The 14256-nt window shown below is 43.1% G+C and carries 19 protein-coding genes, 2 tRNA genes, 1 rRNA gene and 1 riboswitch; of the genes, 3 read left to right on the top strand and 19 right to left on the bottom strand.

The annotated features are described in order from the left end of the window. From ACTNA4_RS10755 to ACTNA4_RS10705, 11 genes are all read right to left on the bottom strand, one after another. Positions 1–215 (bottom strand): 16S ribosomal RNA (locus ACTNA4_RS10755); the annotation flags it as partial. A gap of 316 nt (positions 216–531) precedes the next feature. Next, positions 532–620, bottom strand: a tRNA-Ser gene (locus tag ACTNA4_RS10750). 230 nt (positions 621–850) lie between these two features. Then, a tRNA-Ser gene (locus ACTNA4_RS10745) sits at positions 851–936 on the bottom strand. A gap of 72 nt (positions 937–1008) precedes the next feature. Then, on the bottom strand, positions 1009–1767 hold the full coding sequence (gene ispD / locus ACTNA4_RS10740) for a 2-C-methyl-D-erythritol 4-phosphate cytidylyltransferase (RefSeq protein ID WP_427806039.1): 759 nt from the start codon (positions 1765–1767) through the stop codon (positions 1009–1011). An 87-nt stretch (positions 1768–1854) separates the two neighbouring features. Then, entirely contained in the window at positions 1855–2886 is a 1032-nt protein-coding gene (gene tsaD, locus ACTNA4_RS10735; protein ID WP_427806191.1) for a tRNA (adenosine(37)-N6)-threonylcarbamoyltransferase complex transferase subunit TsaD, read from the bottom strand. 68 nt (positions 2887–2954) lie between these two features. Then, a complete protein-coding gene (locus ACTNA4_RS10730; RefSeq protein WP_427806040.1) occupies positions 2955–3863 on the bottom strand; it encodes a ribonuclease Z in 909 nt (302 codons plus the stop codon). 8 nt (positions 3864–3871) lie between these two features. After that, on the bottom strand, positions 3872–4111 hold the full coding sequence (locus ACTNA4_RS10725) for a hypothetical protein (protein ID WP_427806041.1): 240 nt from the start codon (positions 4109–4111) through the stop codon (positions 3872–3874). Positions 4112–4269: 158 nt separating this feature from the next. Beyond that, positions 4270–4749, bottom strand: a complete 480-nt coding sequence (rimI, locus tag ACTNA4_RS10720; RefSeq protein WP_427819997.1) for a ribosomal protein S18-alanine N-acetyltransferase — start codon at positions 4747–4749, stop codon at positions 4270–4272. Further along, positions 4749–5504, bottom strand: coding sequence for a tRNA (adenosine(37)-N6)-threonylcarbamoyltransferase complex dimerization subunit type 1 TsaB (gene tsaB / locus ACTNA4_RS10715; RefSeq protein WP_427806192.1), 756 nt, complete (start codon positions 5502–5504; stop codon positions 4749–4751). Before tsaB ends, rimI begins: the two co-directional genes overlap by 1 nt. A 15-nt stretch (positions 5505–5519) precedes the next feature. Continuing rightward, entirely contained in the window at positions 5520–5945 is a 426-nt protein-coding gene (tsaE, locus tag ACTNA4_RS10710; protein ID WP_427806043.1) for a tRNA (adenosine(37)-N6)-threonylcarbamoyltransferase complex ATPase subunit type 1 TsaE, read from the bottom strand. A 27-nt stretch (positions 5946–5972) separates the two neighbouring features. Then, positions 5973–6485, bottom strand: a complete 513-nt coding sequence (locus ACTNA4_RS10705; RefSeq protein ID WP_441029968.1) for a YcxB family protein — start codon at positions 6483–6485, stop codon at positions 5973–5975. Between the two features lie 233 nt (positions 6486–6718). Here ACTNA4_RS10705 and ACTNA4_RS10700 point away from each other — a divergent pair, with 233 nt between their 5' ends. Then, complete coding sequence (locus tag ACTNA4_RS10700) at positions 6719–7039, top strand: hypothetical protein (protein WP_427806045.1); 321 nt, start codon at positions 6719–6721, stop codon at positions 7037–7039. Positions 7040–7043: 4 nt separating this feature from the next. Here ACTNA4_RS10700 and ACTNA4_RS10695 read toward each other — a convergent pair whose 3' ends face one another. Then, positions 7044–7682, bottom strand: a complete 639-nt coding sequence (locus ACTNA4_RS10695) for an ECF transporter S component (RefSeq protein ID WP_427806046.1) — start codon at positions 7680–7682, stop codon at positions 7044–7046. Positions 7683–7835: 153 nt separating this feature from the next. After that, a riboswitch (FMN riboswitch) is annotated at positions 7836–7963 on the bottom strand. 179 nt (positions 7964–8142) lie between these two features. On the opposite strand from ACTNA4_RS10695, the gene ACTNA4_RS10690 reads away from it, so the two are divergent. Both ACTNA4_RS10690 and ACTNA4_RS10685 read left to right on the top strand, forming a co-directional pair. Further along, positions 8143–9147, top strand: a complete 1005-nt coding sequence (locus tag ACTNA4_RS10690; RefSeq protein ID WP_441029966.1) for a helix-turn-helix domain-containing protein — start codon at positions 8143–8145, stop codon at positions 9145–9147. A 118-nt stretch (positions 9148–9265) separates the two neighbouring features. Then, positions 9266–9637 carry a zinc ribbon domain-containing protein gene (locus ACTNA4_RS10685; protein ID WP_427806048.1) on the top strand — a complete coding sequence of 124 codons (372 nt, stop codon included), beginning with the start codon at positions 9266–9268 and terminating at the stop codon, positions 9635–9637. Between the two features lie 44 nt (positions 9638–9681). Here ACTNA4_RS10685 and pdxT read toward each other — a convergent pair whose 3' ends face one another. From pdxT to ACTNA4_RS10650, 7 genes are all read right to left on the bottom strand, one after another. Next, the gene (gene pdxT, locus ACTNA4_RS10680; protein WP_441029964.1) at positions 9682–10122 is read right to left on the bottom strand and encodes a pyridoxal 5'-phosphate synthase glutaminase subunit PdxT; all 441 of its coding nucleotides are present in this window, start codon (positions 10120–10122) and stop codon (positions 9682–9684) included. A 6-nt stretch (positions 10123–10128) separates the two neighbouring features. Beyond that, positions 10129–10533: a hypothetical protein gene (locus ACTNA4_RS10675; RefSeq protein ID WP_441029962.1), complete on the bottom strand. Its 405-nt coding sequence runs from the start codon at positions 10531–10533 to the stop codon at positions 10129–10131. A 139-nt stretch (positions 10534–10672) separates the two neighbouring features. Then, positions 10673–11662, bottom strand: coding sequence for an HD domain-containing protein (locus ACTNA4_RS10670; RefSeq protein WP_427806051.1), 990 nt, complete (start codon positions 11660–11662; stop codon positions 10673–10675). Between the two features lie 2 nt (positions 11663–11664). Further along, complete coding sequence (locus tag ACTNA4_RS10665) at positions 11665–12192, bottom strand: hypothetical protein (protein ID WP_427806193.1); 528 nt, start codon at positions 12190–12192, stop codon at positions 11665–11667. Then, complete coding sequence (locus ACTNA4_RS10660) at positions 12183–12941, bottom strand: DnaJ domain-containing protein (protein ID WP_441029960.1); 759 nt, start codon at positions 12939–12941, stop codon at positions 12183–12185. The genes ACTNA4_RS10665 and ACTNA4_RS10660 overlap by 10 nt, the downstream gene beginning before the upstream one ends. Further along, positions 12938–13774: a DUF5685 family protein gene (locus tag ACTNA4_RS10655; RefSeq protein ID WP_441017583.1), complete on the bottom strand. Its 837-nt coding sequence runs from the start codon at positions 13772–13774 to the stop codon at positions 12938–12940. The genes ACTNA4_RS10660 and ACTNA4_RS10655 overlap by 4 nt, the downstream gene beginning before the upstream one ends. A gap of 60 nt (positions 13775–13834) precedes the next feature. Continuing rightward, positions 13835–14239, bottom strand: a complete 405-nt coding sequence (locus ACTNA4_RS10650; protein WP_427806054.1) for a C-GCAxxG-C-C family protein — start codon at positions 14237–14239, stop codon at positions 13835–13837. Positions 14240–14256: the final 17 nt, after the last annotated feature.

Genomic DNA, 14256 nt, shown 5'->3' with positions numbered 1-14256 from the left:
GAGTCATGCGACTCCGTGGTCTTATGCGGTATTAGCAGTCATTTCTAACTGTTATCCCCCTGTATGAGGCAGGTTACCCACGCGTTACTCACCCGTCCGCCACTCAGTCACATTCTCTTTCTTCCGAAGAATCAATCCAATGTGCTTCGTTCGACTTGCATGTGTTAGGCACGCCGCCAGCGTTCATCCTGAGCCAGGATCAAACTCTCGTTAAAAGTGTTTGTATCCAGTCCAGAATCGCTTGGCAATTCTGTTCCTTCTTACTGTTTTTAGGTTTGTTAAATCTGTCGATTCAACCGTTCTTGAAAAATCTCTTAAAGAATTTTCAGGGTTGTTGTCTATTGTTTAGTTATCAATGTTCTTTGTGTTTTGCTTGTCTCTTGCGAGTCAGCTTTTGTATAATACCATGTGTGTCGTTTAATGTCAAGTATATTTTTCAACTTTTTTTACATTTTTTTGACTTGATTTTTACATACACAATATATGTAAATACATCCTTCACATTTCACATCATACAGCTTTACAAGCGAACGGAGAAAGAGGGATTTGAACCCTCGCGCCGCTATTAACGACCTACTCCCTTTCCAGGGGAGCCCCTTCAGCCTCTTGGGTATTTCTCCAAAACGTCCGAAAAATAATATACACGAACTCAGCAATTTTGTCCAGTATTTTTTTTCATTTTTTAATTATTCTACATCTCTCGATTTGCTTCGCAATTTTCTGTCTATTCACTATTCTATTAATATCATTGCACTTTTTCCAAAAGGGTACAAAGTAATTTGCATTCAATTATCATTTTAAGAATGCAAAAAGCACATCCATCCTTTAGATAAATGTGCTTTTCTCTCAACGCAGAGGGTGGGATTCGAACCCACGCGCCCTCTCGGACAAACGGTTTTCAAGACCGCCTCGTTATGACCACTTCGATACCTCTGCATCTATTAAATTGTTTCGCTGTATCAGCGACAATTGGAATTATAGCATAACTGCTTCTTTAATGTCAATAACTTATTTCAAATTTTTTAATTTATTTTTTCGATTAATGAAAGCTTCTGCCACAGGCAGATCCTCCGGCGTTGTAATCTTTATATTCTCATACGATCCCTCAATCAATTTAACCGGAATTCCAAGCATTTGTTCAACCACCATTGCATCGTCGGTGACTTGAATACATTCCTTTTTCATCAATCGAAAATATGCTTCTTTGATCAATGGAGCTTCAAACACCTGTGGTGTCTGTACCAGCCAAAGCGTTTTTCTGTCAGGAGTCTCTTTTGCAAATCCGTCTGCATCCACCACTTTTATTGTGTCCTTAGACGGCATTCCCGCCACACACGCCCTATGTTTACGCACTGCCTCATATGTTCTCTCAATAATTCCTTCATCCACAAACGGGCGCGCACCATCATGAATGAATACATATCCATCCCGATTAGGTACTTTCATTTCTTCCCTGTCCATAGCAAGCAGTGCACGATATACCGATTCATATCGCTCTTTTCCACCTATAGTAATCAAGTCCACTTTGTCAAAGTTATATTTTTCCACAATCTCTTTCCGGCAATATTCAGTCTGTCCTTCACCGACAACCACAATAACGTCATCGATGATTTCAGATTCTTCGAAAGCAGCGAGTGAATAATAAAGCACAGGCTTTCCTGCAATCTCCAGATATTGTTTCTGAACTTTTGTCCCCATACGGCTACCCTGTCCTGCCGCCAGGACGATCGCTGTACAGCGTTTTTTTGTATTGTGTTCCTGTTCCATGCCAGCTCCTTCTCATTATTTGCTTCCTAACCCACCGAATAATATGAAACAATCATATTTCCATATATCTTTTTCGTTCAAAAAGCCTTATCTTTCTCCAAGTCTCAGATTAGGAACTGCATTCAGATCCCATCCGTGCCTGGTTCCTGCGAGATATTCATAATATGCTGCAGCTCCAATCATAGCCGCATTGTCCGTACACAGAATCGGAGATGGGTAATAGAATTCAATTCCATTTTCTTCACATGCCCGCTTCATTGCCGTGCGCAGAGTGCTGTTCGAAGCCACTCCTCCCGCAATCGCCAGTTTATTTAATCCATATTCTTTTACCGCATGCATAGCATTTCCCACGAGCACATCAGTAACTGCTTTCTGGAAAGACGCCGCAATATCAGCACGGTTGTATTCAATTCCTTTCATCTGACATCCATTTATATAATTAAGTACAGAAGACTTCACCCCGCTGAAACTGAAATCATACGGCGAATCTTCGATATGTGCTCTTGGAAATGGAATCGCATCCGGATTTCCTTCTCTCGAAAGCTTATCAATCTTCGGGCCTCCCGGATATCCCAGGCCAATCGCTCTTGCCACTTTATCAAAAGCCTCCCCTGCAGCATCGTCTCTCGTCCGTCCGAGGATTTCATAGGTACCATAGTCTTTTACACAAACAAGATGCGTATGCCCTCCAGAAACCACCAGGCATAAAAAAGGTGGTTCCAGTTCTTTATTCTCTATATAGTTTGCAGAAATATGCCCTTCGATGTGATGTACTCCTATCAAAGGCAGTTTTTTCGCATATGCGATCGCTTTTGCTTCTGCGACACCGACAAGAAGCGCCCCGACGAGTCCCGGACCGTATGTCACGCCAATTGCATCAATGTCATCCAACGTTACATTCGCCTCTGACAATGCTTCCTCTATTACCTGATTAATCTTCTCAATATGTTTTCTGGATGCGATCTCCGGTACAACTCCTCCATATAATTTATGGAGATCAATCTGGGACGAAATCACGTTCGACAGAACTTCCCTTCCGTTTTTTACGACCGCAGCTGCAGTCTCATCGCAGGAACTTTCTATTGCCAAAATCTTAATTTCTTTATTTTCTGTTTCCATCTGCTTCTCTTCTTTCTTTTCAGGTAGCCTTACACTATCCATTCATTTATCTTTTACAGCACCATTACTTATTCCGGAAAATCCAATTCCGTCGTCATTCTGTCCTTTCCGGCTATTGCACGCGGGAAAATAGTTCTCACATCATCCATATATTCTTCCGGTCTGGTAAGCGACGGGCTGTAATGTGTCAGCCACATTTCTTTTACTTCAGCATCTCTTGCAATTTCCGCAGCTTCATAGAATGTCATATGTTTGTATTCCACCGCTTTCGCTGCTTTCTCCTTTTCTCCATACATGCCTTCACATATGAACAGATCTGACCCTTTTGCATGCTGTCGGATTGAATCTGTAGGACGAGTATCGGTACAATAAGTCAGTTTGATTCCCTTTCTGGGCGGTCCAAGCACCATATCGGGTGTCAGTTTCCTCCCTTCCAGCTCGAGATTCTCACCTCTCTGCAAATGTTTCCAATATTCTTTCGGAATCTCCTGTTCCATAGCCCGCTGAACATCAAACTTTCCTGCACGGTCGATTTCTATCGTATAACCATAGCAAATCACATTATGTCTGACCCGAAAAGCAGTGAGGCGGTATCCGTTGAGTTCAAAACTCTGCTCCGGCTCTGTTATTTCAATAAACTTCAGTTCAAAAGGCAGTTCCGGTGCAATAACCCTCAGCGAATTCACCACTCTTTCGAGCCCTTTTGGCCCAATCAAAGTGAGTGGCTCTGTCCGGTCTGCATTTCCCATTGTAAGAAGAAGTCCCGGAAGGCCGCTGATATGATCACCGTGATAATGTGTAAAGCATATCACATCAATTGGTTTAAAGCTCCATCCCTTTTCTTTCATCGCAATCTGTGTGCCTTCGCCGCAATCAATTAAAAGCTGGCTTCCATTAAATCGGATCATCAAGGCCGTCAGCCAACGATATGGCAACGGCATCATTCCGCCGGTTCCCAACAAACATACATCTAACATGTTCTCTCCTATTCTATTTCTACCGGAATCGCAAAAGAGCCGACCAGCTTGTCGTAGCACGCCTCACAAAGGTCAAAACGATGCACCTCATTGTCCTTCTCAGAGAAATATCCCCATCGTTTTTCAACACTCAGTACATCCTCTTTTCCAATTCCATCTATGACTTCAATTTCTTTTTTACACATATTACAGATAATTCTGCGAATTTCTTTTTTCTTTTCATTACAAATCTCATACTGACGCATCATGTTCCTCCATAGTATCCCCTTCAAATACCGCCTGCTCATCTCGCTCGGCATATCCGGGAAGTATTCTGTATTACGCTTTCATTATATCGCCAGCATGATCGTTTTTCCATCGGAAACCACTGCATGTTTATGCTAAAAATTCCACTTGACACATTCGTTTATTCCGTAAGTTTTGGAATCAGCACATCCCTGCTCATAAGGATCGCATCTTCCGGTGCCGTTCCTCCATAATAATTCCTGCGTATCCCATCCACCTGAAAATGATTTTTTTCATAAAAGCGAATTGCTGTCCGGTTGCTCTTTCTGACATCCAGCAGAATTCTTCCCAGTCCTTTTCTTCGGCAGATATCCATCATATTTTCAAACAGGTTCTGGCCAATCCCTCTGCATCTGGCATCTTCCGCAACTGCAATTCGTGCGACTTCACATTCATCCAGAACAAAATAACAAATGAAATACCCCAAAACGATATCACAGCACTTTGCCGCAACACAAAAAGTATGATCCTGTTGCAAAGTATTTTTTATCTCTTTTTCACTCCAAGGATCTGGGAATACAGCATATTCCAACTGGGCAATCCGGTATATTTCGTCTGTATCCGATGCTGAAAGTTCTTTAAAAGTCCATTCATCAGCCATTAGCAGTTACTCTCCGTGTTCTTTTTCGCCAGTTCACGTTCCGCTCTTTCGCGCTCTGCCTGCGAAAGTCTCAAATAATCAGGCTTATGCTCTGCCGCCGTCTCCACCCTGCCCGTTCGATAATAATCCATTGCCAGTGTTCCAAGCGCTGCCGCCCTTTGCTGATTCATATGAGCAGGCGCAAAAGAAATTTTATAATTAACAAGCAACTCATTCTGTAATCTTTCACGATGAACAGGGACCCCGTCTCCGAGGAAAATGATTCCCCTGTCATTTGGAAATCTGCACAGTCTCTCTGCCAGTTCTTCAATTCCCACAGCCATCTGAGGCTCTATTATGTTCAGTTTTTCATCTTCGAATTCATAAATTCCGGTATACACCTGATTTCTTCTTGCATCCATGATCGGGCATACAATCTGATCTGTATAACACAGGTTGTATGCAAGTGCATCTACTGTCGGCACATGAATCAGGGGCTTTTCAAGCGCAAGCCCCAGCCCTTTTGCAGTTGCCGAGCCTATTCTAAGTCCGGTAAATGAACCCGGTCCTCCTGCCACAGCAATCGCGTCAACCGAACCAAGCTCCAGCTCTGTCATGCGCACAATCTCATCCAACATCGGCAAAAGCGTCTGTGAATGTGTCTTTTTATAATTGATCGTATACTCCGCAACCGTTTTCCCGACTGCCTTTTCGTCTTGTTCCACCACTGCTACCGTTGCAACAAGCCCGGAACTGTCAATCGCCAATATCCGCATCATTCAACCTCTTTTCTATCGTTCTTCCACCGTAATCCTGCGGAATTCAAATCCATTTTTCAAATCCTTCTCAATGATGATCTCTGTCCGTTTCTCAGGCAGAATCTCTTCAATCAAATTTGCCCATTCAATCAGGCTCACTCCATCACCATATATATAATCGTCAAAACCAATCTCATCCATCTCCTCAACATCACCGATGCGGTATACATCGAAATGATAAAACGGAAGACGCCCCTCTTCGTATACCTGTACAATGGTAAAGGTAGGACTGCTGACAGGCTCTTTGATTCCAAGCCCTTTTGCCATCCCCTGAGTAAAAACCGTTTTCCCGACACCCAGATCTCCGATCAATGTATATACCTGACCGGCTCTGGCTTCTTTCCCTATCTTCTCACCGAGCAAAAAAGTCTCCTTTGCACTTCTAGTCTCTATTACCATACTGCTTCTCTCCGTTTCAATCTGTTGTTAATCCGCGCTGACATGACGTATTTTCACTTTTCTTGGAGACATATGCGTGGAGATCATCTTCACAGCTGCCGCATACTGTTCACCCAATGCTTCTTTTGGAAAAATCAGCGCTCTCACTTTCGTGACATATAAAATAATAGATGTATCTGTTGAAACTGCTTTCTGAAAATTCTCCCATTCGTTCAGCGTACTTTGATCTTCCTGAGAAATCTGAACGCCCTCTTCCGTCAATTCATAGGTGATCGGCTTCTGGAACATGGGTGATTTTTTAACCTGTTCGGAAGATTTTGCCTTCATATTCAGCGGCGTTCCCACTAAGAAGAATATCGCAATCAAGAAAAATGTAGCTGCCGCCGGATACACCCCGTTCATCGTCTGTCGGATTCCCAGATACAGCGTAATCCCTCCCAGAATCACTCCCATTATTCCATTCAGACTCGTATACGTAGTATGAAGCATAAAATCATACATCGCTTTTTCCGTCATTTTCACATCAAATTTAACCGTCATCTCACTACCTCCCGACGTTTTATCCTGTTTTCCGTCTGCGTTATTCCGATTATAACACACTGACTTTTCCGAAACAATCCCAATTCCTTCAAAAAGGCACAAGTTGGTTCCAACTTCTTCGTCGCTCACAGCATTATGGACATTTTCAAAACTTTATTCTATACTGTCATTAATCGCACAAATATTTCTATTTCAAATTACATATTTTACAGCAAAAACACATGGAGGCAATTATGGAATTATTATTAAGCAACCAGACAGAATGTCAGCGCGTGGAAGTATATAACGAATATCTTCGGAAGATTCCGGAATTACTTAAACAGTTGGATACAGTCGAGAAAATGTATCAGAAGGCGCTTTTAGAAGAGGAAATGCTGAAAGGGAAGGAGGAAAACAACCACAGTGTAATCCTGTATCATGAACGTCTGGAACGCATCAAAAAGCAGTGTGAAGAGCGCTCAGCCGATATCCGCCAGCAATGCCGGCTTATTTTTGAACTGAAAGATCAAATCGAAAAAGAAAGCAGTGCACTTAAGGCACTGCTTCCACACTAAACTTTTATTCCCGTCCCATTTTCAGAATCGGACTAATCTTTTTATAAATCAGAAATACGATCAGCGATACCAGAACACCCTTCAGCAAATTGAATGGTGCGACTGCAAACACAACGAACGTAAAAAGACTCGTAATATTTGCATTTACCGCAGTTCCCATTCCCACCAGTGCATCGATCGGCATATTAAACGCCTTCGCATAGGTCGGAAGCAGGACATACGCATTTAAAAAACATCCGGCAAACGTCATAAACAAGGTTCCAGTCAGCATTCCGATGATTGCACCTGTTCTTGTATGGAATTTGCGGTAAATATAGGAAGCCGGAAGGCAGAATGCACATCCAATCAGGAAATTGGCAAGTTCGCCTACTCCTGCGGTTGTCGATCCATTGATCAGGAAGTTAAGCAAAATCTTCACCAACTCAATCAGCGCACCGGCAACCGGCCCCATAGTAAAGGCTCCGATCAATACCGGAACTTCGCTGAAATCGATTTCATAAAAACTTGGCGCAAACGGAAGCGGGATTTCGAACAGCATCAAAACAACTGCGATTGCTCCAAGCATACCGATCTGTGCGATCATTTTTACATTTACTTTTGTTTTCTTACCATTTTTTGTGTTTGTCATTGCATCTGTACTCATGTTTTTCTCTCCTTTTCTTAATGCAAGATTTTCGATTGAGTTAAAAAGGAGGAAAATCTTCCTGGTTAATTGGGAAATCATCGGTTTTCGTAATACAAAAGCCCCGGCTACTGCTAACCGGGGCGTACTCTTTTATCTGTATTAAAAACAGCCGATTTTCTTCTCTCATCCAGACTCTACTGTCGGTTTTGGAATTACACCAAATCAGCCGCTCTCATTTTCGATCGCGGGTCGCGGACTATACCGCCGGTTGGGAATTGCACCCTGCCCCGAAGAAATTCCTTTTTCTTTTCGGCTATATTATAGCGCAGTGCAGCACAGAATTCAAGTTTTTTATTCATAACTGTCAGTTAAGTTTTTTTCCTGATATTTAACTTATAATCAATTGTGAACCCCGCATGAATTTGTTATCCTAAAATCAAACAAAGACCGATGCATATAAACTAAGGAGGTACCGCTTATGCAAATAGGTGAAGTGATACGTAAATACAGAAAATCCGCCGATATGACTCAGGAAGAAATGGCGAACCGTCTTGGTGTGACTGCCCCGGCAGTAAATAAATGGGAGAATGGAAATTCTTATCCGGATATCACACTTCTCGCCCCGATTGCCAGACTGCTTGGCATTTCTACAGACGAACTGCTCTCGTATCATGAGGAGCTCTCTTCCGAAGAAATACAGGCGCTTGTTCGTACAGCAGACAACAAATTTCAAACTGAAAATTATGAAGATGTTTTCCACTGGATCAAAAAAGAACTGGAAAAATACCCAAATTGTGACCAGCTGATCTGGCAAATGGCCGTCATGCTCGACGCCAACCGACTCATGAAAGATCTGCCGGATTCCGGGAATTACGATGATTACATCTGCAGTTGCTATACACATGTCCTAGGCAGCACAGACGAAACACTGCGCTGTCATGCTGCAGACTCTTTGTTTGGATTCTACATGCGCAAAGAAGAATACGAAACCGCCGGCAAGTATTTGCAATACTTCTCTGTGCAGAATCCGGAAAGGAAACGGAAACAGGCTGAGATTTACCAAAAAACTGGTCGGATTCAAGAGGCCTATAAAACTTATGAGGAATTGCTTTTTGCCGAATATCAGGTGGTAAACGGAATACTGACCGGTATGTATATGCTTGCCTTACAGGAAAATAATAGATCAAAAGCCCACCTGCTAATTGACAAGCAAAGTGGACTGGCCAGATTATTTGAAATGGGTAAATACTATGAAGCTTCATGCCGACTTGATCTGGCGGCATTTGAGCAAGATGCGAAAAGTGCCGCTGAAATCATGTCGCAGATGTTGGATTCTGTTGATCATATATTCAGTTTCCGCAGCTCACCGCTTTATGAACATATGACATTCAAAGATCCTCAAGCCGACTTTATAGAGAAATTAAAAAATAACTTGATCTCTTGTTTTCAAGACAAAGAAACATTTAATTTTCTCGAAGAGTAGACAAATTACGCTAACGAATAAACCGGGAATAAAATGATTGCATCTTCTCTCAGTTGATGTGTTATAATAAAAAAGCAGTATATTCGCTTACATTCAGATATACCGGAGGTGGAAGATTATGTTTTTTATCATGGGTGCCGGACAGGATCAGAAAGTCCTCCCATTTGACCAGATCATGCTTTGCAAATGCTGCGGGAAATTCGGCCATATTCAGATTATCATGACCTATTCTTATTTCTCATTTTTCTTTATCCCGCTTTTTAAATGGAACAGGCATTACTATGCCAAAATGAACTGCTGCGGAGCCGTCTGCGAACTTTCTCCCGAACTGGGCAAGGAAATTGCACGCGGAAATGTAACCTCGGTGAATGAAAATGATCTGATATTTTCCCCGGGGTCTTCATCCGGCAGACACTGCCCGAACTGCGGTTATCATACCAATGAAAATTTTGACTTCTGCCCCAAATGCGGAAGCCGCATGCATCCATAAAAAGTTTGGCCTTTGATGAATCTTATCTCACCAAAGGCCTATTATTATTGATTTTCACATTCTTTCAAAAACATCTCATGGATTCGATCATCCTCATCCAGTTCCGGATGAAACGAAAGGCCATACTGTTTTCCAGATTTTACAGCCACAATATTTCCGTCAACCTCTGCCAGAATTTCTGTTCCATCGTCTGCCTTCTCAATATAGGGCGCTCTTATAAATGTCATCGGAACCTTCCCGATTCCTTTCATTTCCTGTATTGTAAAAAAACTCCCCAATTGTCTTCCATAGGCATTTCGCTTCACCGTCACCGGCAACGTACCGAAATAAACATGTTCGTCATTCGAAAGCTCTTTTGCCAGAAGAATCAGTCCGGCACATGTGGCCAGCACCGGTTTTCCCTGTTCGATCTGCATTTTCAACGTATCAAACATATCCAGTTCCCGGAGAATCTTTCCCTGCACAGCAAGTATCCCGATCTTCATTCTACTCTACTTGCCCCTCTCTGCCATCAGAAGCTGAATTTCCTGTTCGTTAATACCTACCATGGCCTCGCCAAGGTCTTCGGAAAGTTCAGCAAGCATTTTGCTGTCCTGATAGTTTGTCACTGCTTTTACGATTGCCGCTGCCCGTTTTTTCGGATCACCGGATTTGAAAATACCGGATCCTACAAATACACCTTCTGCGCCAAGCTGCATCATCAGTGCCGCATCTGCAGGAGTTGCCACACCGCCTGCCGCACGAATATCCGCCGGAATACGTTCCAGCGCCATAACAGCACATGCACCTGCCTCCTCCGCAATTCTCGCCTGCTCCGGAGTCGTTACATCCATAATCACTCCGCCTTTTAACATCTGCGCAAGCTGTTTATTCAATTCATATCGTTTTGTGTCCATTTTGATTACCTCCGTTTATCTCATAACCTATCGTATTGGTATGTATAGCATCTCAAAACTGACATGAAATGAATATACAATTTTCATTATTTTATAGAGGACAGTTTTAAAATGAATCTAAAAAGAGGATGCAGTAAATCTACATCCTCCGTTTTTTCAATATCCATTTTTGTGCTTCTACGAACATTTTATCACATGCTTCTTCATACGGAAGCCATTCCAGCACATGATCTTTTTCTATCGGCTCTGCAACTTTCTCTTCCAGCTTCCCCGAATAATAGAATTGTATCGGATGAAAATACCCGATTCTTTCATGTATCCCATATATTTCCGCCGAACCTTCATACCGCTCAATTACCACAGAATATCCCGTCTCTTCCATACATTCTCTCACAATGCAATCGATATGAGTTTCCCCTACATTTATACCTCCACCCGGAAGAAAATATCCTTTCGGTGTCCGAATGACAGCCACCTTCCCTTCGTGCGTTGCAATCAGATAAGCCCCCGGTCGGTCATAATATACCGCACCTTCAACCGGCTCACCAAATGTTTTTTCGATAAAATGGCTTTCTCTACTGATTTTTTCCAGTGTATCTCTGTAAACTCTCTGCCGAAGCTTTTTCATATATGGGATGTCTTTTGTCTGGTCCTGCCCATAGGTAAACTGCAGATCATACTCAAGCGGGAGCCAGGTATCAATCGACGCTTCATTATGCTGAATCACCGCTTCCAGCTTATCAAGAGCCTGTACCAGCCGGGACTCCTTCGTCTCCTTTTGAAGAACTTCCCGAAAAATCCCTTCCAGCTCCTCTTTTCTCCCTTCCGAGAGCATCCCAGTGATTTCCATTAAAGACTCTTCTTCCGTTTTCTCATCCGCCTCCGTCTTAACGAATGCAGGAATATCCCCGGTCACTGCTTCTCCCAGATCATGAAAAAGACAAAGTTCCATCACACGGTTCATATCATAGTCGGGAAATTCATCCTTAACCAGCCAGGCAAAAACCATCAGCCGGTAGGTATGCTCTGCCACACTTTCGCGTCTTCCACTTGAAGTCCAGGAATGACGGGTGTTACATTTTAATTTTTCTGCCAGTGACAGAAATTCTAATAATTTGCGTTCTTCCATATTTACAGTATCTTCCTCATTCTGCTCCAGATCTGCGCCTGCGCATATTCATATGCTCTGTCATAGACAAAAAGGCCTGCCTGTCCTGCTGCCACGATTCCAAGCAACATTGCAGGGGTGACCGTTCCCGGAAAAAAAACTTCCCTGAATCCAAACACCATTGGCAAAAAGAGCAGATTGAAAATTACATATTTGGCTCCCCAGAATAAAGCAGCCCGATTCCGCTCTCCCTGCAATTGTCCTATACGCTTCCAGATCAATTCTATGGCAAGAATATAAAATCCCATGGCAGCATAAGAAATTACATACAGTTTATTTGGTGAGATCAGTATCCCAAGAAGAACACCTGCCGCATAGAATACCGCTCCGGTTCTTATATCCGTCTCCCGGATCAAAAATCCCACAAAATAAGATGCCGCCGCCAGGAGAAATAATGTATTTGTCTCAATCACGCTTCCAAGCGCGATACACACTTCGGTAAGTGCCAGTAAAAGTCCGCCAATTGCAATCTTTTTCGCATTTACATGCATGAGCAAAGGTCGCCTCCCATACATTCACATAACGTGTCCATGATCCAAAGGTCACAGCACATATTTCCGGTACCGCACGGGGTACTGTTCTGGTTTCCATATCCACCGCCATATGGATTATTCTGATAACGCTGCGAATTCCAGTTTACCTGATTCAGAAGCTGACGGTACTGCGGATTGTTCGGCTCCATATTGACAGCCTGCTCTGCATGGTTTCTGGCAAGAATATTATTTCCAACGCCTGCATTTGCCATACTACTTAAGTAGTACCACTGAGCAGTGCGGTTCGGCATTCTGTTCAATACATTCAGTGCATCCTGATATCTGCGGTTGTTGATAAAATTGTAAACTGCCTGGAATTCCACATCCTGCTGGCTCCCTGATGAACGATTCTGCTGATATCCCTGATTGCCGCCATTTCCATAGCCGTAATTATATCCATATCCCTGACCGCCATAGCTGTTATTTCCACGACTGCTGTTGTTCCCGTAGCTGCCATTGTTCCCATAGCTGCTGTTTCCATACCCATAACCGCCGTATCCGCCGTTACCACGATTCTCACGTTCACGCATAATGATGTCGTAAGCTTCCTGAACCTCTTTGAATTTCTCTTCTGCAAGGTCTGCCAGCGGATTATTTACATTGGCATCCGGATGGTATTTTCTTGTCAGCTCGCGGTATGCCTTTTTTATCTCATCATCCGATGCACTCGGTGATACACCAAGCACTTCATAAGGATTCTTTGTCATAACTTAGGTTCCTCACTTTTCTTATCCTTCATTTTTTTGTAACGATTCCAGACTCCATCATATAATATATTCCGCAAAATGTCTACATCCAGCAGGCATGGAAGCATCTCAAATTCAGCAGTGCAATTTCCGATCATCATACAGAGCATCTCCCTGCATTGCTCCTCATAATCTTCTTTTTGGGAAAGTTCCTTCAGTGGATTATAACTTTTTGTCCGCATATCCTTTTCCAGGTCCTCCCAGGCATCCATAATGTAAATGAATTTTCCAAGGTAAAATCCGATTTTTCTGAGTCTGTCTTCCCACCCGTCTTTTTTATAAACGAAGAGTTCTGCCATCATTCTCCCAAAGCATCCGGAAGGTCTGTCAATCTCCATCGTTCCGCTTTTTTCGCAGCGGGAAAGATTTTTCAGTTCCCGCTGTATCGCCCTGCACTGTCTCGGATATTTGCGTACTATCTTCTTCATCTTGTGCCGAAGCGCACAGGTTCCCGCAAAACCACTCACTTTTTTTTCATCCTGCCAGTCATCCTTCAGATGATAATATGCCAGGATCATATTCATATCCGCAGCATATTCCGTAATCTCATTCTGAAGCATGAGCTGTTTCTTTACCGGGTGAACCTTACACAGATGCATACTCCCTCTGGTTTTACATTCATACAGTGAAGTCAGCAGTATAACCAAAAATGTCATATCATAGGTCAGTGTAAGCTGCCCGAGTGTCCCGTGTCTTTCTTTCAAAGAACGGCATAGACCACAATAGTACGCTTTATATTTTCGAAAATCTTTCACCTTAAGTTCCGGCTCATAGGCCGTTACATATCCAAACATATCCGCCTTCTCCCCGTCATTTTTCTCCCCTTGACGCTTCGCTACTCTTTACAATATGTGTTACACTCCCAGAATATTCTCCAGAAGTTCCGCTGCATCCTGAATACATCCGTCACAGCTTCTTAAGACCTTCTTCGTCTGGATCCCCTTCAGTTCTCCACAGATCGAAGCACCGTTCTTTTCCTCAAAACCGGATACGATCTTCTTGGAAGTCTGATACGTATCCACCTTACTCTTCACCTGAGAATTGCCTTTGCTGTTCATAAGTCCCACGATTGCAACCGCACCGGAGATCGCACCGCAGGTTCCGTGCATTCCGCCCATTCCGGCTCCGAATCCTTCCATAACTTTGAACAACTGGTCCTCATCCATATCCACCTGATCACTGAATGCACACGCTACTGCCTGTGCACAATTATAACCCTTTGCGTGCAATTCCAATGCCTTTTCAGCGTATTTTCCCATAGCATCTGTCTCCTTTT

This window comes from Bariatricus sp. HCP28S3_A7 (assembly GCF_052066375.1).
Taxonomy (GTDB): domain Bacteria; phylum Bacillota; class Clostridia; order Lachnospirales; family Lachnospiraceae; genus Allocoprococcus.
Note: the sequence above shows the minus strand (reverse complement) of the source record. Positions and strands in the feature narration are given on the sequence as shown.